16 protein-coding genes are annotated in these 25,219 nt (G+C 33.5%); 9 read left to right on the top strand and 7 right to left on the bottom strand.

Annotation, left to right across the window (positions count from 1 at the left end; genetic code table 11):
• The first annotated feature begins 94 nt into the window (after nt 1-94).
• On the top strand, nt 95-6,589 hold the full coding sequence (locus GIY83_RS22730) for a carboxypeptidase-like regulatory domain-containing protein (protein WP_208683605.1): 6,495 nt from the start codon (nt 95-97) through the stop codon (nt 6,587-6,589).
• Between the two features lie 196 nt (nt 6,590-6,785).
• Here the strand turns inward: GIY83_RS22730 and GIY83_RS22725 are convergent, their stop codons facing one another.
• Nucleotides 6,786-8,930: a S46 family peptidase gene (locus GIY83_RS22725; RefSeq protein ID WP_208683603.1), complete on the bottom strand. Its 2,145-nt coding sequence runs from the start codon at nt 8,928-8,930 to the stop codon at nt 6,786-6,788.
• 229 nt (nt 8,931-9,159) lie between these two features.
• On the opposite strand from GIY83_RS22725, the gene GIY83_RS22720 reads away from it, so the two are divergent.
• Complete coding sequence (locus tag GIY83_RS22720) at nt 9,160-9,600, top strand: porin family protein (RefSeq protein WP_208683601.1); 441 nt, start codon at nt 9,160-9,162, stop codon at nt 9,598-9,600.
• A 106-nt stretch (nt 9,601-9,706) separates the two neighbouring features.
• Here the strand turns inward: GIY83_RS22720 and obgE are convergent, their stop codons facing one another.
• The 4 genes from obgE to hpt all read right to left on the bottom strand — a co-directional run bounded on the left by obgE (nt 9,707) and on the right by hpt (nt 13,512).
• A complete protein-coding gene (obgE, locus tag GIY83_RS22715) occupies nt 9,707-10,708 on the bottom strand; it encodes a GTPase ObgE (protein WP_194617139.1) in 1,002 nt (333 codons plus the stop codon).
• A gap of 144 nt (nt 10,709-10,852) precedes the next feature.
• Nucleotides 10,853-12,076 (bottom strand): hemolysin family protein, encoded by a 1,224-nt coding sequence (locus GIY83_RS22710; RefSeq protein ID WP_229029159.1) that lies wholly within the window; start codon nt 12,074-12,076, stop codon nt 10,853-10,855.
• A gap of 252 nt (nt 12,077-12,328) precedes the next feature.
• A complete protein-coding gene (locus tag GIY83_RS22705) occupies nt 12,329-12,901 on the bottom strand; it encodes an adenylate kinase (RefSeq protein ID WP_208683599.1) in 573 nt (190 codons plus the stop codon).
• A gap of 80 nt (nt 12,902-12,981) precedes the next feature.
• The gene (hpt, locus tag GIY83_RS22700; protein ID WP_208683597.1) at nt 12,982-13,512 is read right to left on the bottom strand and encodes a hypoxanthine phosphoribosyltransferase; all 531 of its coding nucleotides are present in this window, start codon (nt 13,510-13,512) and stop codon (nt 12,982-12,984) included.
• A gap of 184 nt (nt 13,513-13,696) precedes the next feature.
• On the opposite strand from hpt, the gene GIY83_RS22695 reads away from it, so the two are divergent.
• From GIY83_RS22695 to purE, 5 genes are all read left to right on the top strand, one after another.
• Nucleotides 13,697-14,971: a sorbosone dehydrogenase family protein gene (locus tag GIY83_RS22695; RefSeq protein WP_208683595.1), complete on the top strand. Its 1,275-nt coding sequence runs from the start codon at nt 13,697-13,699 to the stop codon at nt 14,969-14,971.
• 222 nt (nt 14,972-15,193) lie between these two features.
• Nucleotides 15,194-17,290 carry a TonB-dependent receptor gene (locus tag GIY83_RS22690; protein WP_208683587.1) on the top strand — a complete coding sequence of 699 codons (2,097 nt, stop codon included), beginning with the start codon at nt 15,194-15,196 and terminating at the stop codon, nt 17,288-17,290.
• Nucleotides 17,291-17,311: 21 nt separating this feature from the next.
• Nucleotides 17,312-17,866, top strand: coding sequence for a hypothetical protein (locus tag GIY83_RS22685; protein ID WP_208683585.1), 555 nt, complete (start codon nt 17,312-17,314; stop codon nt 17,864-17,866).
• 319 nt (nt 17,867-18,185) lie between these two features.
• The gene (locus GIY83_RS22680; RefSeq protein ID WP_194617132.1) at nt 18,186-19,340 is read left to right on the top strand and encodes a 5-(carboxyamino)imidazole ribonucleotide synthase; all 1,155 of its coding nucleotides are present in this window, start codon (nt 18,186-18,188) and stop codon (nt 19,338-19,340) included.
• 95 nt (nt 19,341-19,435) lie between these two features.
• Entirely contained in the window at nt 19,436-19,918 is a 483-nt protein-coding gene (purE, locus tag GIY83_RS22675; RefSeq protein ID WP_194617131.1) for a 5-(carboxyamino)imidazole ribonucleotide mutase, read from the top strand.
• A 115-nt stretch (nt 19,919-20,033) separates the two neighbouring features.
• Here the strand turns inward: purE and GIY83_RS22670 are convergent, their stop codons facing one another.
• On the bottom strand, nt 20,034-20,705 hold the full coding sequence (locus GIY83_RS22670; RefSeq protein ID WP_229029158.1) for a hypothetical protein: 672 nt from the start codon (nt 20,703-20,705) through the stop codon (nt 20,034-20,036).
• Between the two features lie 220 nt (nt 20,706-20,925).
• Here GIY83_RS22670 and GIY83_RS22665 point away from each other — a divergent pair, with 220 nt between their 5' ends.
• Nucleotides 20,926-22,953: a M3 family metallopeptidase gene (locus tag GIY83_RS22665; protein ID WP_194617130.1), complete on the top strand. Its 2,028-nt coding sequence runs from the start codon at nt 20,926-20,928 to the stop codon at nt 22,951-22,953.
• A 131-nt stretch (nt 22,954-23,084) separates the two neighbouring features.
• On the top strand, nt 23,085-23,744 hold the full coding sequence (locus tag GIY83_RS22660; RefSeq protein ID WP_208683583.1) for a vancomycin high temperature exclusion protein: 660 nt from the start codon (nt 23,085-23,087) through the stop codon (nt 23,742-23,744).
• 169 nt (nt 23,745-23,913) lie between these two features.
• Here the strand turns inward: GIY83_RS22660 and GIY83_RS22655 are convergent, their stop codons facing one another.
• Nucleotides 23,914-25,176, bottom strand: coding sequence for a sodium:proton antiporter (locus GIY83_RS22655; protein ID WP_208683580.1), 1,263 nt, complete (start codon nt 25,174-25,176; stop codon nt 23,914-23,916).
• Between the last annotated feature and the right edge of the window lie 43 nt (nt 25,177-25,219).

Genomic DNA, 25,219 nt, shown 5'->3' with positions numbered 1-25,219 from the left:
GTTTTGAAGATAAATTAGTAATTTGTACGAAATTTATTTTATCTGCATCCCAACCTTTATCAAAAAACCGCTCTCTATATTCTAAAACTTACTTATGAAAAATATATTATTTATTTTCTTATTGTTCTCAACGGTCTTATTTGCGCAACAAAATGATAAAAACTGGGCTAAAGTTATTGACTTTGAAAACGAAGGGAAAGTTAAATCAGCGAATGAAATAGTTGATAAAATTTACAAAAAAGCAGTTTCGAATAAAGATGAAGCACAAATGATAAAAAGCTTTTTTTATCAATCTAAATATTTGCAGGTCCTTGATGAAAATGCACAAACCAAAATTTTAAACAATCTTAAAACAGATATCAATCGTGTTTCTATACCATCAAAAGCTATTTTGAATTTGGTTTATGCTCAATGTTTGAATAATTATTTAAACCGAAATAATTACAAACTTAAAAGCAGAACCAACACAACTGATCCTGACAGCGATTTTTTGACCTGGACAGAAAATAATTTTATTGCTCAAATTAATAATACTTTAAGTAAAACATTAGAAAATGAAACAATCTTAAACAACACATCACTAACAAAATATGAGGCTATTTTTGATTATCCTACTTTAGAAAAATTCAAAAAGCAAACTTTGTATGATTATGTTATTAAGGAAAACATAACCATTTATACCTCAAAAAACCGTCAATGGGAGATTCAAAAAAATGATTTTATATCTATTAAAGAGCAACTTTTAGGAAATTCAAATGATTTTACAGAATTGAATTTTGATTTTGTATCTAATGAAAATTTACGCTTGCTTTTGAAATTATACCAAAAACAAGAAAAAAACAATCCATCTACAGAGAATCAATGGGAACGCATACAATTTTCCATAACCAATTTAGTAGATACGGAAGACAGTTATTTTTCGTTATTAAATAAACTACAAAAAAACACAACCGATGATTTATTAATTCAAAAAATACATTTGGAAAAAGCTGCTTTTTTAATTCAAAAAGCATCAAAAAAAACTCATCCGGATTACAATATTAAGGCACTTGCAACTTTAGACAGTATTATAAAGGTTAACAATCGATCTAATGCATACAAATTAGCTATACAAAAAAAAGAAAACATTTTATACAAAAGCATACAAGCTCAACTTCAGCAATACACTTATGCAAACGAAAATACCAGAGCTTTACTTCGTTATAAAAATGTAGAAAGATTAAAAATCTCATTTTATAAAATCAATCAGAATCAGCTTAATGAATTTAAAAAATCAAATTATAAAAAAGATAGTTTGGGGAATTCTATTGTCGAAAAATCACAACCTCTCAAAAGTACAACTTACCCACTTTTAGATAAAAAAGATTTTTTCGAATATACCACAGAGGTTCTTTTACCGCAATTAGAAAAAGGTTCTTATTTGGTTTATTTTGAAAGTGACTCAGATTTAAAAGATAAAAAAGCATTTTCTTATGAAACCCTTTCCGTTTCAAACTTATCTGTCTTGGCATCTCAAACAGCATCAAAAGAAACATATCAGGTTCTTTATCGAAAAACCGGAAAACCAGTAGAAAATGTAACTATTAAATCTCCATCATTTTCTATTAAAACCGATAATAACGGAATAGCTATCAATAGTCAAAAACTCAACAACTATAATTATGAAAATTTAATTGTATCGACAGAAAATGACACACTTTCAATAAATAAAAATTACATCAATTATAACTCTGAATATCTCGCAAAGAATAATAAAAACGATCAGGATTCAGATGGTAAAGTAGAATTCTATCTCGACCGTGCTATTTATCGTCCCGGACAAACTGTTTATTACAAAGGAATCGCATTTTATAAAAAAGAAAATAAAAACGTAATATCGCCCAATACTTCTTTCAAAATTATTGTAGAAGATGTCAATGACAAAAGCTTCAAAGAATTTGAAATTACAACAAATGAATTTGGTTCTTTCTCCGGCGAATTTGACTTACCAAAAACCGGACTTACAGGTAGTTTCAAAATCAAAGCTGAAGAACCAATTGATTATGAAAAAGATATCATCTACGACAAAGAAGAAGATGACCATCCATTTTGGGATCATGTAGATCTTCAAAATTCAGAACTCGCATTTATAGTCGAAGAATACAAACGTCCTAAATTTGAAGTGACTTTTGATCCTAAAAAAGAAAGTTTTCAGGTTAACCAACCGATTAAAATAAAAGGAACAGCCAAAGCATTTGCAGGAAGCAACATTTCTGATGCCAAAGTAACTTACACAGTAACCCGATATACAAGTTATTATAGAAATTATTATGCGCAGGACAATAATGAAATTATAGCATCTGGCGAAACTAAAACCGATGCTTCAGGTAAGTTCATTATTGATTTTGTTGCCTTACCTTCTAAAAACAGTAAAAAAGATCAACTACCTGTTTTCAATTATAGTATAAAAGCCAATGTAACCGATATTAATGGTGAGAGCCACGACACAGAAACTACTGTAAAAGTAGGTTATCATGATTTAGTTCTTACCGCCTCTATTTCTGCTGTAATAGAGACCAAAAACAAAAATCAAATCAAACTATCGAGCACGAATTTAAATGGTGAATTTTTAGCTGCCAAAGGCGAAATCAAGATCTATTATATAAGTCCATTTTCGAATAAATTTAAAGAGAGAGTATTTCCTCAACCTGAAATCAAAACGATATCTGATCAGGAATTCGAGAAATTATTTCCATATGAAAATAATAAAAACACAAAAGATAGTATCAGGGAAATTTTAGTGTTTACTAAAGATATAGATACTCAAAAAGACAAATCTCTGGCATTAGACTTTATTTCAAACTATAAATCCGGGAATTATAAAGTTGTTTTTTCAGCAAAAGATACTTTTAAAAATACAATCGAAAACGTTTTGAATTTTGAACTTATTCAAAGCAAAGACAAATTCGATACTAATAAATTATTAAAAATTAATCAAATAAATGCAGATCCTAAAAAAGATGGTTTTGTAACATTAAAAATTACATCGGTTATTCCTGAACTTTATATTATAACCACAGGAAATTATGAAGGTGAAATATTTTCGCAGGAAACTTATCATCTTCAAAACAACGAAATAACACTTAAAATTCCGATCAAAAAAGAATTTAAAGAAACACTAAATATTGGTTTTGAAAGTATATTCGAAAATGAAACTTTTAATAATGAGATCGAAGTAGCCTTAAAAGACACATCTTCAAAATTAGAATTCAGCGTAGAGAGTTTTAGAAACAAAATCCAACCCGCAAGCAGCGAAAACTGGTCCTTTAAACTGAACGCGATAAATACAAAAAAAGAGGCCGAAGTTTTAGCATCTATGTACGATAGCTCACTGGATCAATTCACGACAAAAAACTGGAATATCCTTGGTTTTTATGATTATAACAGCAACGAAAACAATAAAAAATCACGCTTAGGTTTTGATAAAATATATGCTTCTATAAACCATCTAAACTCTCCATACAGACGCATAGAGCTTAATAACGAAACCACTAAACTAATGTGGTTTGGATTTGATTTTAATAATGACCAAAGAGCTTATTACATTCAAAAAGAATATCAAAAAGAACTGACTAAAAAGCTGAAGAAACCTAAAAATGCAAAAATCATCTACGGATCAGTAACTGATACATCGAACCAACCTCTTCCAGGAGTTGCAATTACAATAAAAGGAACTCAAAGAAGCACATCATCAGATTTTGATGGTTATTTCGAAATTGAAGCCGCAACAACAGAAGAACTTGTTTTTAGTTATATTGGTTCAAAAAGCCAAACTATTTTAATAACGAATCAAAAAAATATCACTGTTGTTTTAGAGAACGACGCAAATGGTTTGGAAGAAGTTGTTGTTGTAGGATATGGCAAAACAACTAAGAGAAGTTTGACCACTGCTGCCACTGTAAAATTAAAATCTGTCAGTTCAGAAGTTGTTGAGGAAGATAATACTGTTTACAATACTGCTGCTCCACAAGCTCTAGCCGGAAGAGCTGGAGGAATCGTAATAAGAGGCACTAATAACATTGGCGAAACTCCTTTATATGTTGTAGATGGAGAAATTACGAACGATATAAAGAATATCAATCCAAACGATATTCTCTCGATAGATGTTTTAAAAGGACCAAAAGCCACAGCACTTTACGGAAGCAGAGGTTCAAACGGCGTAATCATCATCACAACCAAAAAAGCCTTAGAAGCCTTAAACCAAGTAAAAGCCAGAAAAAATCTTTCTGAAACGGCTTTCTTCCTTCCAAATTTAAGAACTGATTCTACAGGAAAAGTAAATTTTAATTTTACTTCTCCGGAAGCTTTAACCGCCTGGAAACTTCGTTTATTGGCACATAATAAAGATGCCGTTTCCGGTTATTTAGAAAAAAGTGTTATTACACAAAAGGAATTAATGGTTCTACCAAATTTCCCACGATTCTTTAGAGAAAAAGATACGATTGTGATCTCTGCCAAAATTTCGAATATAACAGATCAGGCAAAAACCGGTATCGCCATTTTACAATTTTTCGATGCCGTAACCATGCAGCCTATCGATGCCAAGATGCTAAACGCAAAAAACGTAAGAAACTTTACTGTTGGTGCTTTTGGCAACACAACGGCGACTTGGACCATTTATATTCCTGAAGGTTTACAAGGGGTTCAATATAAAATCCTGGCCAAGTCAGGTAATTTTTCTGATGGGGAAGAAAATATACTTCCGGTTTTAACTAATAATATGTTGGTGACTGAAAGTATTCCTATCTGGGTTCGCGAGAATGCTACTAAACAATATACGTTTGAGAATTTAAAAAACAATACTTCAACAACTTTAAAAAATCATCAGCTTACGTTTGAATACACATCGAATCCTTCATGGATTGCGATTCAGTCTTTGCCTTATTTAATGCAATATGAGCATGAATGTGCAGAACAGACTTTCGCCCGTTTTTATGCCAATGCCTTGGCTTCAGAAATCATTTCGAGCAATCCGAAAATCGCAACCATTTTTGAAAATTGGAGAAAGAACGGAAAACTGAATTCGAAATTAGAAGAAAACGAAGAACTAAAATCAATCATTCTGGCTGAAACTCCCTGGCTGAAAGATGCCGAAAGCGAAGATGAAAAGAAAAGGAATCTTGCCCTTTTGTTTGATTTAGAAAAAATGAAAACCTCACAGGAGGCCACTTTCGAAAAATTAAAACAAAAACAACTACCATCAGGAGGCTTTTCATGGTTTGGAGGAAGTTCTGAAAGCGAATATATTACACGCCATATTTTAGCCGGCTTAGGTCATTTATCAAAATTGAATAAATCTCAGGATAATGCTGCGAAAATTAATGCCATTGCCAAAACTGGTATTCCGTTTCTGGACAATAAATTTTTGGAATATTATAAGAACCAGACCAAAAACGTAAAAGCAACCAATAAGTTAATATGGGTAAATCCGTATTCTGATTTGCATTATCTGTATACCAGAAGTTTTTATTTAGATAAATATCCTCTTTCTGATACGCTGAAAAAAGCAACTAAATTGTATTTAGAAACGGCTAAAAAAGACTGGTTAAAATATTCTCTTTACGAAAAAGGACTGGCAGCTTTGACTTTAAACCGTTTTGGAGAAAATGAATCGGCTAAAAAAATCATAGAAAGCCTGAAAGAAACAGCATCCAACAACGAAGATTGGGGAATGTACTGGATTGCCAATAAAGCAGGTTATTATTGGTATCAGGCACCAATAGAAACTCACGCTTTATTGATTGAGGCTTTCGCCGAAGTGAATCACGATACCAGATCTGTAGATGCGATGAAAGTATGGCTATTAAAAAACAAGCAAACCAAAAACTGGCCAACTACAAAATCTACCACAGAAGCGGTTTATGCTTTATTGATGCAAGGCACTGATTGGCTGAGTGTGAAAGACAATACCATCATCAAAATTGGAGATGAAAAAATCCTAACCAAAAAATTAGCCGAGAACGAAAAAGAAGCTGAAACCGGTTACATTAAACTGAACTGGGAAGCAGATGAAATCAAAAAAGAAATGGCTTCTATAAAAATTGAAAACAAATCGAAAGTTCCTGGCTTTGGTGGCGTTTATTGGCAATATTTTGAAGATTTGGATAAAATTAAAAGTAACTCAGCTGCGGTATTATCTGTTTCAAAGGAATTATATCTAAAGAAAAATTCGATTAAAGGCGATCAATTAGAAAAAATCACAAACAACAATCCTCTAAAAACAGGTGATTTAGTTACGGTAAGATTAGTTATAAAATCTAAAGAAGACATGGAATTTGTTCATCTTAAAGATATGCGTGCTTCCTGTTTTGAACCTGTAAATATACTTTCACAGTATCAATACAAAGACCGATTGGGATATTATATGAGCACTAAAGATACTGCAACTCATTTTTTCTTTGACAGCATCAATAAAGGAACTTATGTAATAGAATATGATATTCGTGTAAACAACAGCGGCGAATTCTCAAACGGAATCACTACAATTGAAAGTATGTATGCTCCTGAATTTTCAAGTCATACAAAAGGGATACGTGTAAAAGTGAATTAACAACTTGGAATAAAATTCCAAAAAATAAATTCCAAATTCCAAAATTTCAACTTGTGTCAGGCAGGCGAAGTCGAAGCCCTCCCCGACACACGAGCCTTCGACTCCGCTCAGGATGACATTCTTTTACAAATAAAAGTCATAAAAAAAACCGACAAGCTTTAAAAACTTGTCGGGTTTACTTTTAAATCAATTGAGATTATTTTGTAATAGTCAATTCATCAATAATATTTTTAGCTCCAGCGTATTTGTCGATAATCCAAAGTACGTAACGAATATCTACGTTGATTGTTCTTTGCAATTTAGGATCAAAAATAACGTCTCCTGCCATAGCTTCGATGTTTCCGTCAAAAGCAATACCAATTAATTCTCCTTTTCCGTTAAGAACCGGTGAACCAGAGTTACCACCTGTAATATCATTATCTGTCAAAAAGTTTACTGGCATATATCCTGCTTTATCAGCATATTGTCCAAAATCTTTTTTCTTGTTTAATTCCAACAAACGTTTTGGTAAATCAAATTCCTGATCTCCTGCTTTGTATTTTTTTACCATACTTTCCATAGTAGTATAGTTATTAATTGTAGCATCATTTCTTGGATCTGCAGGTAATGCACGAACTTTTCCGTAAGTCAATCTCAAAGTAGAGTTGGCATCAGGGTATTGAATTGTGTTTAATTTTGATTCTCTTAAACCTTCAACCAATTCGCGGAAAGCAGTTGCAAAACCGTCATCAGCTTTAGCCTGATCATCAGTTTTCGCACGGTATTTTGTCATCAAATCATTAGAAATAATATACAAGGGATCGTGTACAATTGCTAATGGTTTCGGATTAGCCATAAATGCCAATACTTTTTCTTTAGTGGTAAAATAACTGATCTCAGTTGCTTTTGCAACATCTGCAGTAAAATCACCATTATTCTCTGATTTCATTTTAGCTACTTGCGTACCTAAACCATATTCAGCACCTTTAGAAGTGTATAAATTCAATTGTGCTGCAAAAATATCTTTTTCAAGCGGCGCATAAAACTCACCATAAATGTTATCAATCATTGCATTGATCTTAGGTAACATTTCTGCTTTTTTAGCGTCATTTTCGTTATAGTAAGCAATCAAAGCATTTCCTAAATTTGCTGGTCCTGTTGCATAACTTGAAGTACGCAAAAGTTGCATTAAGTAATTGTCGTGAGTTGCTTTTAAATTTGTAGATCTGTAATACTCATTAATGGTAGGAATTACATTTTCGTACTTTTCTTTATTAGCAGGTTTAGTTGCCCATTCGTAGAATTTATCTTCTTGCGCAGTTTTAACATCTACTGTTCCAGCTTTTGTTAAGGCATCAATCATTCCCTGACGGTTTTTCCAGTAATTGGCAGTCGAAGCATATTTAGACGCATATTGCAAACGAACTGTTGCATCTTTGTCCATATACTTTTTCATTACATCCATTCCGGTTTTTGCACCTTCAACCCATGCAGGATAGGCATATTTTATGTTTTGCTCAATTCCGCCAGCTGGCATCCAACGGTTTGTTCTTCCAGGATATCCTAAAATCATAGCAAAATCATTCTCTTTCACTCCTTTAATACTTACTGGTAAGTAATGCTTAGGCTGTAAAGGCACATTGTCTTTAGAATAAGCTGCAGGATTTCCGTCTTTATCGGCATATACTCTAAACATAGAGAAATCTCCTGTTTGACGTGGCCACTCCCAGTTATCAGTATCTCCACCAAATTTACCAACACTTTCAGGAGGAGTTCCTACCAAACGCACATCGGTATAATCCTGGTATACGAAATAGTAATATTCATTTCCCTGAAAGAAAGGACGAACAGAAACAGTATATTTTCCGCCTTCGTTATTTTCTTTTTCAATCAAATTGATTTCTTGCTGAATGATTTTGTTTCTTTCAGTTTCAGTCATTTTATCATTTACTTTTGATAAAATTCTTTTAGAAACATCATCCATACGAACAAAGAAACGAACGTATAATGATTTTGGTTTCATTTCGGCACTTTTTTCTTTTGCCCAGAAACCGTCTTTCAGGTAATTTTGTTCAGCTGTAGAAAGTTCAGCAATTGCATTATATCCACAGTGGTGATTAGTTAAAACCAAACCGTTTTTAGAAACGATCTCAGCAGTACAACCTCCGTTGAATTGCACAATCGCATCTTTTAAACTATGGTGGTTAATACTATAAATTTCTTCGGCTGTAAGTTGCAAGCCCATTTTCTCCATATCTCTATGGTTCAATCTTTCGATAAACATCAAAAACCACATTCCTTCATCAGCTTTTACAGGAAAAGCCATTAGGCACATGGTAAAGAATAAAACTATTTTTTTCATGTTATTTTGTTTAAGTGATGCGAATATAATTCATTTTCGCAACAAAAAATAGCACAAGTCATCAAAACCAAAAGATACAGAATACATTTTAAGACAATTTTACGAAATTCATAATTTCATAAAGCAAAAAAAATATTATTAGTTACAGATTCTTATTCTATAAAACTCTTAAAATCTGAAACAAAACAGTCAAAATATTCAATAAATTTATTAGGAGGAAATATTGGATTTGACTCAGGAAAAAATTGGAGATTCTAAAGCAACTAATTTTGAGATTTCTCCAAAAGTAGGATATCAATTTGCCGATACCTGGACAATTGGTGCTGAAGGGGCTATTGGTTCTTTAGATGTTAAAGGATCTGAAAAAACCGAAAATTATAAAATTGGACGTTTTGTACGTTATTCAACTTCGTTTTCTCAATTATTTTCATTTTATGCAGACTTGGGAGCAGGTTACCAAAACACTTCTTTAAACAATGCAAAAGGAATGTACGCTAGTTTTGATCCGGGATTATTCATTAACATGAAAAGAGGTTTTGGACTAAACTTTTCTATTGGAGGAATTAAATACGACAATCTTGATGGAAAAAATGATCCAAGACAAGAACGCCTTGGTTTTGATTTTGGAAAAACTTTCAACATTGGAATCCCTAAAAATTTCGGACTATAATTTCTTCGCTTAACTGGAAATTAATCTGAGATCATTTGTTTTTTCGTTAAAAACAAAAACCCGTCAATCAAAATTGTCGGGTTTTCTATTTTTTAAAATATCTTTCTTAGTCGTTTAACATCTTCCAAAGCTTATCTTTCAAATCCGTTAAACCTTGTTGGGCAACTGATGAAATAAACATATAAGGAATATCTTTGAAAGCAACATCTAATTCTGTTTTCAGTTCAGCTTTAAGTTCGTCATCCAGCATATCGCATTTTGAGATTACTAAAAGACGTTCTTTGTCTAACATTTCAGGATTGTATTTGGTCAATTCGTTTACCAAAATATCATACTCACCCTTAATGTCCGGTGTATCAACGGGAACTAAAAACAACAAAGTTGAGTTACGCTCAATATGACGCAGGAAATAATGCCCAAGACCTTTTCCTTCTGCAGCACCTTCAATAATACCCGGAATATCTGCAATTACAAAAGATTGAAAATCTCTGTACGCTACAATCCCTAAGTTTGGTTTTAAGGTTGTAAAAGGATAATCGGCAATTTTTGGTTTTGCAGAAGTCAATACAGATAATAATGTTGATTTTCCTGCATTAGGAAAACCTACTAAACCTACATCGGCTAAAACTTTAAGTTCCAGAATCACATCCATCTCTACACCCGGTAAACCTGGCTGTGCGTATCTTGGTGTTTGATTGGTTGAACTTCTAAAATGCCAGTTTCCTAACCCGCCTTTTCCTCCTTTTGAAAGGATTCTTTTTTCACCATCTTCGGTAATTTCGAATAAGGTTTCTCCGGTTTCTTTATCTTTTACGACAGTTCCTAAAGGTACTTCGATAAATTTATCTTCTCCATCAGCACCTGTACTGCGATCTCCTCCTCCGTCTCCACCGTGACCGGCTTTGATATGACGAGCAAATTTTAAGTGAAATAATGTCCACAAACCTTTATTCCCCACTAAATAAACGTGTCCTCCACGACCACCATCACCTCCGTCCGGGCCTCCTTTTTCAATAAATTTCTCTCTATGTAAATGTGTAGATCCTTTTCCTCCCTTTCCGGAAGAAACATATATCTTAACATAATCTACAAAATTTCCTTCTGTCATTTTTTTTAATTTCAGATTTTAGATTTTGGATTTTAGATTTCTCTAAATCGTATTACTAAATTCTATTGTTTTTAGCTCAGTCTCAGCCTCGCTTTCAGTGCAAACTGCGACTGAATACTGTGACTGAAAACTATTTTATTCTCTTTACTCTTTAAGTGCTTTCACCAACACTTTATCAATCTTTACGCCATCCATATCAATGACTTCCAGCACAAATTTTTGCCAGATTAATTTTTCACCTTCTTTTGGAATATGAGAAAGCTCGGTCATAATCATTCCGCTTACGGTATTTACTTCGTAATCATTTGTCAATTCGTCTAACTCGAAATAGGTTAGGAAATCGTGTAATGAATAATGTCCGTCTACCAGCCATGTCCCATCTTCTCTTTCGACCAATTGAAATTCGTCTTTATAAAAATCAGATGCATCACCAACTAAAGCTTCAAGAATGTCATTCAAAGTAATAATTCCCTGAAAAACACCGTATTCATCAGAAACTAAAGCGTAATGAACTCCGGTTTTCTTAAAATTTTCTAACGCTTTGTAAGCTGTTGTCTGCTCCATTAAATAAGGAGGATCTGTCATTATTGCCCCTAGATCGAAATGATCACTTTCGATATTGGCAAATATATTTTTTAGGGTTACGATACCCACAATGTCATCGTAATTATCTCTGTAAACGGGATAAACGGTATGCAAATCCATAAGAACAAGTTCCTTTATTTTGGCTTTATCAGCATTAAAAGGCAACATATCTACCGATTTACGGTGTGTCATTAATGAATTTACTTTTCGATCACCAATATGAAAAACACGTTCTACGATATCTTGTTCGATTTCCTGAACTTCTCCGCCTTCTGTTCCTTCTTTGATAATGGCTTTTATTTCTTCCTCGGTTACTTTTCCGTCAGCTGAAGGTTTAATTTGCAAAACGTTCAGTAAAAAATCTGTCGAAGTGGTAAGCAGCCAAATAAATGGTGCTGTAATAATCGAAATGATCTTCATTGGCATTGCTACCATTTTTGCAATCGATTCAGGATAATTTAACCCGATTCGTTTTGGCAGCAATTCTCCTAAAACTAATGAGAAAAATGTTAAGACTACAACTACAATCCCAACTGCAACTGAATGTGCATAGGGTTTTAAAACAGCAAATCCGCTTACAAATGTTTCTACATCCACCGTGATTTTATCACCACTATAAATACCTGTCAAAATCCCGATTAAGGTAATTCCGATTTGTACCGTAGATAAAAACTTGTTTGGCGAATTGGCTAAATCGAGGGCAATCCTGGCACTTTTATTTCCTTTTTTTGCGGCAGTTTCGAGTCTATTTTTTCTTGCTGAAATAAGTGCAATTTCAGACATAGAGAAAACTCCGTTTAATAGTATTAGAAAAAATATTATTAGTATTTCCAATTTGAGGGTTATTCGTTATTTAATAGTTCGTTAATATAATTTGCAACTTCGGTATTTCATAGCCCAGATGGAAGAGAAAAGCCCGGAGCTAAAAAAACTAATTTTTCTTGCCAGAAAACAGCGACCGGAGGAAGCTCGTTTTATGGTATAGAAAAATAGTTTTTTTAGTGAGGACTTGAAACGTACAGCTGGAAAAAGCTTCTACAAATTATCTATAACTGACGTTAATCGCTCTGTAATTTCTTCGATAGTTCCGATACCGTTTACGGCATAAAACTTGTTTTGTTCTTTATAATATCCAATTAGTGGAGCTGTTTTCTCATTGTATTCCTGATATCTGACACGAATTTTTTCTTCGTCCTGATCATCAACTCTTCCACTTGTTTTTCCTCTTTCTAACAAACGCGCCACCAAAATTTCATCATCGGCTTCTAATGCGATTGTAGCAGTAACACTTGACCCAATTGTTGGTAAAAATTTATCCAGAGCTTGTGCCTGATCTAATGTTCTTGGGTAACCATCGAACAAGAAACCTGCTGTATCAGGATGTTTTTTTACTTCGTCTATTAACATTGCAGTGGTTACTTCGCAAGGAACCAACTCTCCGTTGTCCATAAAAACTCTTGCTTTTTTACCTAAATCTGTATCATTTTTTAAATTAAAACGAAAAATATCTCCTGTTGAAAGATGTGTTAATTTGTATTTTTCTTTTAAAAATTCTGCCTGAGTTCCTTTTCCTGCTCCTGGCTTTCCAAATAAAACAATATTAATCATAATATGAGTGAGTGTTGTTACTTCTGTTTTTTATAAGAAGTTTTAAATGAATATATAGTTGTGTGTGTGTGTGTTTATAATTATTCTGCCAATTTATATACTTCGGCTAAATTTCTGCCTAAACCATCGTAGTCTAGTCCGTAACCCACGATGAATTTATTTGGAATCCTGATTCCGATGTAATCTATTTTAATGTCTTTTTTATACGCATCCGGTTTAAAAAACAAGGTTGCAATTTTAAAATGCTTTACATTTTGTGCTTTAAACATCTTTTTTAATTCTTCGATCGTGTTTCCTGTATCGATAATATCTTCGATGATAATTACGGTTCTGCCGGATAAATCCTGATTGATTCCAATTAATTCCTTTACGGTATTAGTCGTTTCGGTTCCTTGGTATGATGCCATTTTGATGAATGAAACCTCGCAATTACTTTTATACTTTTTTAAAAAATCTGCAACGACCATAAATGCACCATTCAAAACCCCTATAAAAATCGGAGTATCGTCTCCAAAATCATCTTCTACCTGAGCTACTAATTTGGTCAAAGCAAAATCAATTTCTTTGGCCGAAATAAATGGAACAAATTGTTTATCGTGAAGTTGTATCATTATTTTTATGTTTAAAATAATGGGCAAAGATACAGAATTAGAACTAAAGTGTAAGTATCAAAATAGGCTGGACACATATTTTTTTAAGAATGTTAAATATCACATAATATTTACAAATCTTTTCTTAAAAACATTTTTAATTTTACTAAATTGTTGTTCTATAAATATTTAACCCAAAACTATAATGAAAAATACCACGCAACTATTTTCGATATCCCTACTAGCTATACTAACAGCCTGCAACGGACAGGTAAAAAAAGAAGAAAAAGAAGCGCTTAGCAAGCAACCTAATACGGTTGTAAAAACAGCAGTGGGCGACCTGACTTTGCCTCCGCCATATGCAACAGAATCTAAAACAAACAACAGTAAAGTTATTGGCTGGCCTGAAGGAAAAACACCAATCGCGCCCGAAGGTTTTACGGTTACAAAATTTGCGGATGGTTTCGAAAATCCGCGTTGGACTTATATTGCTCCAAACAATGATATTTTTGTTGTAGAAAGCGGAACAAGAACCAGTAAAAATCAAATTACTGTTTTGCGTGACAAAGATAAAGACGGGAAGTTTGAAACTCGCGAAGTTTTTATAAAAGACTTAAACAAACCTTTTGGAATGCTGGTGCTAAAAGACTTTTTCTATATTGCCAATACAGATGGATTATACAGATATCCTTATAAAAACAATCCGTTAAAATTAGAAACCAAAGAAACTAAAATTCTTGAACTTCCGGCCGGAGGCTACAACAATCACTGGACAAGAAATATAATTGCTAATCCTGAAGGAACCAAAATTTACGTTTCGGTTGGTTCGGGAAGTAATGTGGGCGAAAACGGAATGGATAAAGAAGTACGTCGAGCTGATATCTTAGAAATTAATCCTGACGGAACCGGAGAAAAAGTTTATGCTGCCGGACTTAGAAATCCTGTTGGAATGGACTGGAATCCGGCAAACAAGGAGCTTTGGACTGCTGTGAACGAACGTGACGAATTGGGCAATGATCTTGTTCCTGATTATGTAACGAGTGTAAAAAGAGACGGGTTCTACGGTTGGCCTTATTCGTATTACGGAAATATTCCTGATCCAAGAATGAAAGGCGAACGCAAAGATTTAATAGCCAAAGCTATTGTTCCGGATGTTCCGGTTGGTGCTCATACGGCTTCATTAGGATTGGCTTTTTATACTAAAGATGCTTTTCCTGCAAAATACAAAAACGGAATTTTCGTAGGACAGCATGGTTCCTGGAATCGCGCCAAAATATCGGGTTATAAAGTGGTATTTGTTCCTTTTGCGAAAGGAAAACCTTCTGGAAAACCTGAGGATTTTTTAACTGGTTTTATTTCTAATGAACAAAAAGCCGAAGTTTACGGACGTCCGGTTGCAGTTACAGTTACTCCAGACGGATCACTTTTGGTGAATGATGATAGTGGGAACACAATTTGGAAGGTTACTGCTAATAAATAAAATTAAATTCCAATTCTTTTAAATTCCAATTTCCAAACTTTACGCGAATAATTTTAAACGCATAGAACATAGGTTTTATTTTGCGAAAAGGTCATTGAAAAAAAACACATTTCTTTTACATAGCTATGTGCATTAATGCTAAGTGAAACGCCTTTTTAAGTCATCAAAAGCTATGTTTCTATGTGTTTATAATTATGCGCAAAAACTGATCAAAACTCTTTTATGATTTTAAAAAAATATTGTTTTTTCTTTCTTGTGTTTTGTGTTTTTCAAAATAGCAAGGCACAAGAAAAAGAAAGCAAAACTATAGATTCTGTAAAAACTCAAAAATTAGATGAAGTCATTATAAGTTCTCTTCATGTTAATAATCGCTTGCAGAATACACCGGCCTCTATTGGGATTTTATCCAAAAAAGATCTTCTGCAAAATAACGCAACAGATATCACTACGGTAATTAATACAATCCCGGGAGTTTTTATGCAGTCATCGAATTTTACAACTACTCGAATTTCGATTCGTGGTATTGGCGCAAGATCTCCTTACGGAACCAATAAAATCAGGGCTTTTTATGGCAGTATTCCACTGACTTCCGGAAACAGCGAAACGGTTATTGATGATATCGATCTTGAAAACATTGGGCAAATCGAAGTTATTAAAGGTCCGCTTTCGAGTATTTACGGCGCGGGTTTGGGCGGTGCGATTCTAATTTCACCTCAGCTTTTGAAAACAAATGGAGAAAATGCCAGCGTAAGTAGTGTTTTTGGTTCGTTTGGATTACTTAAAAACAGTCTGAATTATAGTCTGACGGAGAAAAGCTCGAGTTTAAATATCAGTTACCACAATCTTAAAACTGACGGATGGCGAGAAAATAGTTCGTACAAGCGTGAAGGAATTACACTTGCCGGAGAATTATTTAGGAAAGAAAACAACAAGCTGACATATTTTACGAATTATACTTATCTGAAAGCGTACATCCCAAGTTCTATTACTAAAGAAGTTTTTGATAATAATCCAGAATTGGGCGCTCCAACCTGGGTGGCTTCAAAAGGTTTTAAGGAATACAAATCGACTTTGGCGGGATTGGCATATGATTTTAAAATTAATGATCATCTGAATAATTCAACTTCAATTTTTATTAATTATAAGGATAGTAACGAACCTCGTCCTTTTGATATTTTACTTCAGTATACTTTTGGAACCGGCGGAAGAACTCAATTTTCTGGGGATTTTAAAATTGGTAGAATAGAAAATCAGTTCATTGCCGGGATTGAATATTTTACGGATAATTATAGCGGAAATACTTTTGAAAATCTTTACAAAAACAATAACGGACAAGGAAGTTTACAAGGGAATCAGCTTACTGAAACCGATCAGAAAAGGCATTTTTATAATATTTTTTCCCAAATCAGAACGTTACTTTCAAATCAATTCGAAATTCAGGCGGGATTAAATTATAATGAAACTCATTTTGAACTAACCAACTTTCTCCCAAATAAAACGGCAACTGAGAAATACAGCTATGATGGGATTTTTTCTCCCCAATTGTCTTTTTTATTTAAACCCACCGAAGAACGAACTTTATACTTTTCTGCAAGCCGCGGATTTTCATTGCCTGCTACTGAAGAAACACTTACCAGTACAGGAAATATTAATCCGGATATAAAACCTGAAAGTGGTTATAATTTTGAGGCGGGTGGAAAATTCTATTTCTTTAATAAAAAACTTTATACTGAATTTGCGGTTTACCGAATGGAAATAAAAGATTTATTGGTAGCCAAAAGAATTGGCGACGATCAATACGAAGGTATAAATGCCGGCAAAACATTTCATGAAGGAATCGAAATTCTAGCAAAACACAATTGGACCATTAATCGTTTTTTTACTTTGAATTCTTTTGTTGCTGCTTCGTTAGGCAAATATGAGTTTAAAGATTTTGTCGATAACGGAAATGATTATTCCGGAAATAAATTGACCGGAGTTGCAGCGAATAAAGTGAATGCGGGATTCATTTTAAATACTTCTTTGGGTATTTATTTTTCTGCCGATTATCAGTTTACAGATAAAATTCCGCTGAATGATGCCAATTCTGTTTATTCAGATTCTTATAGCATAATCAATTTAAAAACAGGTTATCGTTTTGAAATTCTTCCTAATTTAAATACCAATTTAGCTTTTGGCATTAATAATGTTATGGATGAAAAATATGCCTCGATGATTTTGCCCAATGCCGTTGCGGTCGGGAACGCAAGTCCGAGATATTATTATCCGGGACTTCCTGTAAATTATTATGGAACTATTTCACTAAATTACTTATTTTAGATGTGTCCTAAATCGAAAAAAATGTCATCTGAATTACAAGCAAAACTACACTATGTAAATGCTTACAGAGAAAACCGACTCATGGCGGCTCAGTATGTTTTAGAAAACCAGCATTTATTTGAAGAATTGGTTTCGATTTGTTTTTCACCCGAAGACAAAAACAATCATAAAGCCTGTTGGATTTTAGAATTTGTATCCTATGAAGAATTGATCTGGCTACAACCTCATCTTAATTTTTTATGCTCTAATTTGAAAGTTCTAAAGGATGAAAGTTCAATAAGGCCAATTGCAAAAGTGGTTCAGCTTTTAGTAAAATCACATTATAAGAAAAACGATGACAGTGTCTCACTTTCCGAAGAAAACCTGCAGGATTGCATCGAAGTTTCTTTTGATTGGTTAATTAATGATGTAAAAGTCGCCACAAAAGCGTATTCTATAAGAACATTGTATGTTCTGGGAAATCATTACGACTGGATTCATCCTGAATTGCAAATTATCCTAAACAAAGATTACGGAGATCATTCTGCGGCTTATAAAGCTGTCGCTAAAGAAGTTTTGAAGAAGATTGAAAAGTAAACTTTTAGAATTTGCCACGAATTTCACAAATTAGCTCGCATTTTTAATCTGCAAAATTTTAAACATACTGCTTTGTGACCTTAGCCGCTATTTATAGCCTCATTATATAGACTTTGCGAACTCTTTGCGGTTAAATTTTTAGCCACAGATTAAAAAGATTAGAATGTTTTTTTTTTATAGCTCGCCACGAATTTTACGAATTATATTTTCTCAAAAATTGAAGCTTAAAAATTTGTGTAATTCGCGGCAAAAAAAATAATCTTACTCCATATTGTGGCAAAAAAAGATTAAAAAGTATCTTTGCAAAAACACAACTACAATGAACTATTTTTCTTCTGATTTTAAATTAGGAATATTAGGTGGCGGACAATTAGGAAAAATGCTATTGTCTGACACTCGAAAATTTGACATACAAACTTATGTTTTAGATCCGAGCGATGAAGCTCCGAGTAAAATTGCCTGTAATAAATTCTTCCAGGGCGATTTGATGGATTATGAAACAGTGTACAATTTTGGAAAACAAGTCGACGTTCTGACTTTCGAAATCGAATTGGTCAATCTTGAGGCTTTAACGCAACTAGAAAACGAAGGTCTAAAAGTATATCCTTCTCCAAAAACCTTAAAAGGAATTCAGAATAAGGGAGTTCAAAAAGATTTTTATACTCAAAGTAATATTCCAACAGCTGCATATTTACGATTTGAAAGCCCGTCACATTTGCAAAAATCAGTTGGAAATAACGAAATCACGATTCCTTTTGTATGGAAATGTACTGAGTTTGGTTACGACGGAAACGGTGTAAAAGTCATTCGTCAGATTTCTGATATGGATGATTTACCAAATGTAGAATGCATTGCTGAAACAATGGTTCCATTCAAAAACGAATTGGCGGTTATCGTAGTCAGAAACCCATCAGGAGAAATAAAAACATATCCGGTTGTAGAAATGGAGTTTCATCCGGAAGCCAATCAGGTAGAATACGTAATATGTCCAGCCAGAATCGATGAGAAAGTGGCCGAAAAAGCAAGAGCAATTGCTTTGAATGTTTCGGAGAAATTTAACCATGTTGGTCTTTTGGCAGTTGAAATGTTCCAAACTCATGAAGATGAAATTCTGGTAAACGAAGTTGCCCCTCGCCCACACAATTCTGGTCATTATTCTATCGAAGCAAGTTATACCTCACAATTCGAAAATCATTTACGTGCCATTCTGGATCTTCCGTTAGGAAATACAGACAGTAAAGTTGCCGGAGTTATGGTAAATTTAGTGGGTGCCGAAGGTTTCTCTGGAGATGTTGTTTATGAAAATATCGAAACCATTTTAGGTTGGGATGGCGTTACACCACATATTTACGGTAAAAAACAAACACGACCTTTTAGAAAAATGGGGCACGTTACCATCGTCAACGAAAACATGAACGAAGCCAGAAGAATTGCTGAGGATGTTAAGAACACTATTAAAGTAATAAGTATATAGTTTTCAGTCCCGGTCGCAGTCAAGTTTTCAGTCTCAACAAAAACCTGAAACCTGAAACTTGAAACTTGAAACAAAATTAAACAAACAAAAAATCTATGAGCAAAGTAGCCATTATAATGGGAAGCATCTCAGACATGCCAGTCATGCAGGATGCCATCGACATATTAAAACAATTCAATATAGAAACTGAAGTAGATATCGTTTCGGCACACAGAACGCCGGAAAAATTATTCGACTTTAGTAAAAATGCACATACACGAGGAATTTCGGTAATTATTGCCGGAGCCGGAGGAGCTGCACATTTACCTGGAATGGTTGCGTCAATGTCGCCGCTTCCTGTAATTGGAGTTCCAGTAAAATCAAGTAATTCTATCGATGGATGGGATTCGGTTTTATCGATTCTGCAAATGCCAGGCGGAGTTCCGGTTGCAACTGTAGCTTTAAACGGAGCCAAAAATGCCGGAATTCTAGCTGCGCAAATCATCGGAAGTCATGATAAAAAAGTATTGGATACGATTATCACATATAAAGAAGAATTGAAAGCAGCGGTTAATAAAGCAGCTGAAGGATTGAAATAGTTTTCAGTTTTCAGTCGCAGTTTTCAGTATAGACTGCAACTCAATAGAATACTAAAAAAAAACAAAGACTTCCGTAACTGAAAGCCTTTGTTTTTTTTAGTATTCTTTTTTGAAATTACGCTTCTTCTTCGATATCCTCGAGAACAGATTCAAATTCATATTCAGTTATATCTTCTTTATTTATCCAGTTTTCTGACGTAACGAGATTATAGTTCATATTATCTTCTGTTGTCAATTCCCAAACAATAGCTTCAGCTTCAGGAAACGGAATATTTTGAGAGATTTGATTTTCAAATAATCTTTTGATAAGATTTCTATCAGATAAACCATTGTTCAATAATTTTAGCACATTTTCGGCTGTCAGTTTTTGTACTTCACCATCAGTTGGTGTCATAGAAAAATGGACAATAGAAGCTTTTGCATTCGGGAATTTTCCATTATAAGCTTTAAAAAGTAATTGGTTGATGTGAAACAAAGTTCCCTGCATGTCTATTTCGGGATATTCCTCACAAACTTTATCAATCAACATGTTATGCGATATTTGCTCAATTTGTCCGTCGCTTAATCGATCAGGAAATTTATATTTCAAAACTATTTCGGCAGCTTCGTTAGGTTCGTAATCAGAAATAGCCATTTCTAACAATTCCGGTAAACTCGCTTTATCTGCTGTTGCCCCATCAGGATAATTGAATTTTTCTAATAACTCAACAAGATCTTCATCAGACCAATATCCTTCTACTTCATTAACTGTATCTATATTCTTTATTACAACTTGATAATTCATCATTTTTCTGTTTTACAATTTCTGATTAGCATTTTATATTCTAAACGTATTTTTTCAATTTACGCTTTTTAAAACCCTTACAGAAATAAATAACATATCTATAACACAATTTAAGAGGATTTTATGCCCAGAATCGATTTTGTATAGACCATTAGATTTTTATAAATTACTATCTTTGGAATTCAAAAATCTGACTTCAATTAATATAAATAATTACATTATAATGAACGTTTTACTTTCAAAATTCACAACCAAACATAACACAGCTCCTTTTTCGCAAATTAAGATTGAAGATTATCTTCCGGCTTTTCAGGAAGGAATTACTTTGGCTAAAGCCGAAATTGATGCTATCGTAAACAATCCCGAAGCACCAACTTTTGAAAACACTGTGGTTGCGATGGATTTTTCAGGGGATATCTTAGATCGTCTTTCTAGTGTTTTCTTCAATTTAAATTCGGCTGAAACGAGTGACGAAATGCAAAAAATCGCTCAGGAAGTTTCCCCTTTATTGTCTGAATTCGGTAACGACATTACACTAAACGCAGCTTTGTTTGCTAAAATAAAAGCCGTTTACGACCAAAAAGAAACATTAAATCTAAATCCGGAACAAACTACCCTTTTAGATAAAAAATATAAAAGCTTTTCGAGAAACGGAGCGAATTTACCAGAAGACAAAAAAGATAAACTTCGCGAAATCGACAAAGAATTATCGAAGTTAAGTTTACAATTTGGTGAAAATGTTTTGGCTGAAACCAATGCTTTCGAATTGCATTTGACTAATGAAAAAGATTTAGCCGGATTACCGGAAGGAACAATTGAAGCTGCCAGATTATTGGCTAAAAGCCAGGAAAAAGAAGGTTGGATTTTCACCTTAGATCATCCAAGTTATGTTCCGTTTTTGACTTATGCAGATAATCGTGAATTGCGTAAAAAAATGGCGATTGCTTTTGGCGCAAAAGCATTTCAGAATAACGAATTCGACAATCAGGAAAATGTCTTGAAAATTGCCAAATTACGTTTCGAAAGAGCTAATTTATTAGGATATAAAACTCATGCTCATTTTGTTTTGGAAGAAAGAATGGCCGAAAGTCCGGAGAAAGTTTTCTCTTTTTTGAATGATTTATTAGCTAAAGCAAAACCTGCCGCTCAAAAAGAATTTGCTGAATTAACGGCTTTCGCCAAAGAACTGGACGGAATCGAACAATTAGAAAAATGGGATGGTGCTTATTATTCTGAAAAATTAAAACAACAACTTTTTAATTTAGACGATGAGAAACTAAAACCTTATTTTCAATTAGAAAAAGTATTAAACGGCGCTTTTACGGTTGCCAAAAAATTATACGGATTAACGTTTACCGAAGTTTTTGACATTGATAAATACCATGAAGAAGTTACGACTTATGAAGTAACAGATGCTGATGGTAATTTAGTTTCGATTTTCTATGCTGATTTCTTCCCAAGAAAAGGAAAAAGAAACGGTGCCTGGATGACGTCATTCAAATCGCAATCTAAAAAAGACGGCGTTAACGAAAGACCACATATTTCGAACGTTTGTAATTTTACAAAACCAACAGAAACAAAACCATCTCTATTGACTTTTAATGAAGTAACGACTTTATTTCACGAATTTGGTCACGGTCTACACGGAATGTTAGCCAATACAACATATCCAAGTTTATCAGGAACTTCTGTTTTCTGGGATTTTGTAGAATTACCAAGTCAGATTATGGAAAACTGGTGTTACGAGCCTGAAGCTTTGGCCTTGTTTGCAAACCATTATGAAACCGGAGAAATTATTCCGATTGAATATGTTCAAAAAATTAAAGAAAGTGCCAGTTTCCAGGAAGGTTTGGCAACTTTACGTCAGTTGAGTTTTGGATTATTAGATATGGCTTGGCATGGACAAGATCCAACTTCTATTATAGATTTAAAAACTTTCGAAACAGAACAATTTGCCAACACACAATTGTATCCTGATGTAAAAGAAAACGCGATGAGTACGGCATTTTCTCATATTTTCCAAGGTGGATATTCTTCAGGATATTACAGCTACAAATGGGCGGAAGTTCTGGACGCCGATGCTTTTGAATATTTCCAGGAAAACGGTATTTTCAATCATGAAATAGCTACAAAATTTAAAGACAATGTTCTTTCTAAAGGAGGAACAGAACATCCTATGATTTTATACAAACGTTTTAGAGGTCAGGAGCCAAAACCGGAAGCTTTATTGAAAAGAGCGGGATTATTATAATTTTAGATTTCAAATCTTAGATTTTAGATTATAAACCGAAGCATTTCCGCTTCGGTTTTTTTATTTGATTTTGCCTAACAATAAATTTACTTATCTTCGTGTTTTTAAATCTTAATCTTACAAAATAAATTTTGAAAAAATATTTTAAAATTATTCTTTACCTTGCCATTATTGGATTAGTTGCTATTATTTCCGTAAATTATTACGTGAAATCTTCGACCAAAAAAAACATTTATTATTCGATTAAGAAATTCCCTAAAAACGATGTGGGAATTATTTTTGGTGCAGGAATAAACGGAGATCAACCAAGTAAATATTTAAAAGATCGTCTTGATGCCGGAATTTCTTTATACAAAGCAAATCGAATTAATAAAATTTTACTTTCGGGAGATAACGGCAGTGATGAACATGATGAACTAACAGTAATGAAAAATTACTGTTTCAATCATGGAGTTGACACCACCAAAATATTTATTGACTATGCCGGATTTGATACTTATTCAACAATGTATCGTGCCAAGCATATTTTCAACATCAAAAAAGCGACTTTAATTTCTCAGGAATATCATTTAAACCGTGCGATTTATATCGGGCAAAAACTCGGGATAAAATCTGTTGGATATTCGGCAAATAATGGAGAATATTTGGGATACAAATATGTAACTTTCAGAGAATATGGTTCTATTTTTAAATCCTTCTTTGATGTTTTAAGAAATAGAGAGCCTCACTTTTTAGGAAATCCAATTGATATCAATGGAGTTTCAAATTATTCGAAAGACGACAAACGATAAAAATGATCGGGTTAATTATATCGCTCCTCTGGAGCTTTTTAACATTGGGAAACGGAATTTGCTATAAATATTCTGCTCCGCTGGAGCAGCAAAAAAAAGGGCTGACTCACTTTTGAAACAGCCCTTTTTCAATCTTAAAATAAAATCTTTATTCTTTACTCTATTTTCTCTATTCCTTTTCTAAAACTCTATTGGCTAATTTCCCAACGGTCAGTCCCTGAACTACAATTGAAAATAGTACCACAATATAAGTTACTTCCAGCAACAGGTTTTTATATTCTCCCTCTGGCATAGAAAGTACCAACGCAATAGAAACTCCTCCACGAATTCCTCCCCAAACCAGAACCATTAAAGAACCTTTGTTGTAAGCAGATTTAATTCCGAAAAATTTAAATATATCAAAGAATTTCCAAGGTAAAACGATAGAAAAGATTCTGGCGAATAACACTATAAAAATAGCGACAAAACCAGTTAATAATTGTTTATTCAAATCTGGCAGCAATAACAACTCAAAACCAATAAATAAGAATAAAATAGCATTTAATATCTCATCAATAAGTTCCCAAAATTTACCCAAATAATCTTGAGTAACTTCGCTCATGGCTACTTTTTTACCATAATTCCCAATAATCAATCCGGCAACTACCATCGCCAACGGACTTGAAACGTGTAAACTTTGAGCAATTAGAAATCCTCCCATTACAATGGAAAGCGTTATTAGAACAGAAACTTTATAATCGTCGATTTTCTTCATAACCCTCGATGTGGTATATCCTAAAACGGCTCCTAATAAAAGTCCGCCAATTCCTTCTTTTGCAAACAACCAGGCGATAGAACCAAAAGTCATATCAAATGTAGGATCGGTTGCCATTTTTAAAACAACAGCAAACATTACTACTGCTACTCCATCATTAAACAAAGATTCACCAACAATTTTGGTTTCTATTCTTTTAGGAACTTTTGCCTGTTTTAAAACCCCCAATACCACAATTGGATCAGTAGGAGAAATTAATGTCCCGAAAACCAAACAAAATATATAAGGGATTTTTATGCCTAAAATTGGTGAAATATAATACAGTAGGATAGAAATAATCAATGCTGACAATACTACACTAACCGTAGAATAAATCATAATAGGAACTTTTTGTTCCTTAAGATCAGACATATTTACGTGTAGTGCGCCCGCGAACAAAAGAAAATTCAACATTGCTCCCATTAAGATTTCGTTGAAGTCAAATTCTTTTATCAATTCAAAAAAATGTTTGGTTGTGGCCGGAAAATAAGAATCTCCCAACAGACGAATGCCTACGGAAACCAACATGGCAATAATCATTATTCCAATAGTTCCGGGAAGTTTTAAAAATCTTAAATTTAAATAGGCGAAGAAAGAGGCCAATACAATTAGTATTGAAAAGGTGTAGTATAATTCCATAAATTTGATTTTTACAAAAATAAATTTCCATTATCTAATACAA

It is taken from the genome of Flavobacterium sp. SLB02 (assembly GCF_009664855.1).
Taxonomy (GTDB): Bacteria; Bacteroidota; Bacteroidia; order Flavobacteriales; family Flavobacteriaceae; genus Flavobacterium.
This window is presented reverse-complemented; position numbering and strand designations above follow the sequence as displayed.

Coding starts and splice junctions, on each gene's coding strand:
- GIY83_RS22670 (WP_229029158.1), bottom strand. CDS start 20,705: ATGATGAATTATCAAGTTGTAATAAAGAATATAGATACAGTTAATGAA.
- GIY83_RS22655 (WP_208683580.1), bottom strand. CDS start 25,176: ATGGAATTATACTACACCTTTTCAATACTAATTGTATTGGCCTCTTTC.
- GIY83_RS22710 (WP_229029159.1), bottom strand. CDS start 12,076: ATGTCTGAAATTGCACTTATTTCAGCAAGAAAAAATAGACTCGAAACT.
- GIY83_RS22705 (WP_208683599.1), bottom strand. CDS start 12,901: ATGATTAATATTGTTTTATTTGGAAAGCCAGGAGCAGGAAAAGGAACT.
- GIY83_RS22665 (WP_194617130.1), top strand. CDS start 20,926: ATGAACGTTTTACTTTCAAAATTCACAACCAAACATAACACAGCTCCT.
- GIY83_RS22725 (WP_208683603.1), bottom strand. CDS start 8,930: ATGAAAAAAATAGTTTTATTCTTTACCATGTGCCTAATGGCTTTTCCT.
- obgE (WP_194617139.1), bottom strand. CDS start 10,708: ATGACAGAAGGAAATTTTGTAGATTATGTTAAGATATATGTTTCTTCC.
- GIY83_RS22730 (WP_208683605.1), top strand. CDS start 95: ATGAAAAATATATTATTTATTTTCTTATTGTTCTCAACGGTCTTATTT.
- GIY83_RS22685 (WP_208683585.1), top strand. CDS start 17,312: ATGTCATCTGAATTACAAGCAAAACTACACTATGTAAATGCTTACAGA.
- GIY83_RS22695 (WP_208683595.1), top strand. CDS start 13,697: ATGAAAAATACCACGCAACTATTTTCGATATCCCTACTAGCTATACTA.
- GIY83_RS22690 (WP_208683587.1), top strand. CDS start 15,194: ATGATTTTAAAAAAATATTGTTTTTTCTTTCTTGTGTTTTGTGTTTTT.
- GIY83_RS22680 (WP_194617132.1), top strand. CDS start 18,186: ATGAACTATTTTTCTTCTGATTTTAAATTAGGAATATTAGGTGGCGGA.
- hpt (WP_208683597.1), bottom strand. CDS start 13,512: ATGATACAACTTCACGATAAACAATTTGTTCCATTTATTTCGGCCAAA.
- purE (WP_194617131.1), top strand. CDS start 19,436: ATGAGCAAAGTAGCCATTATAATGGGAAGCATCTCAGACATGCCAGTC.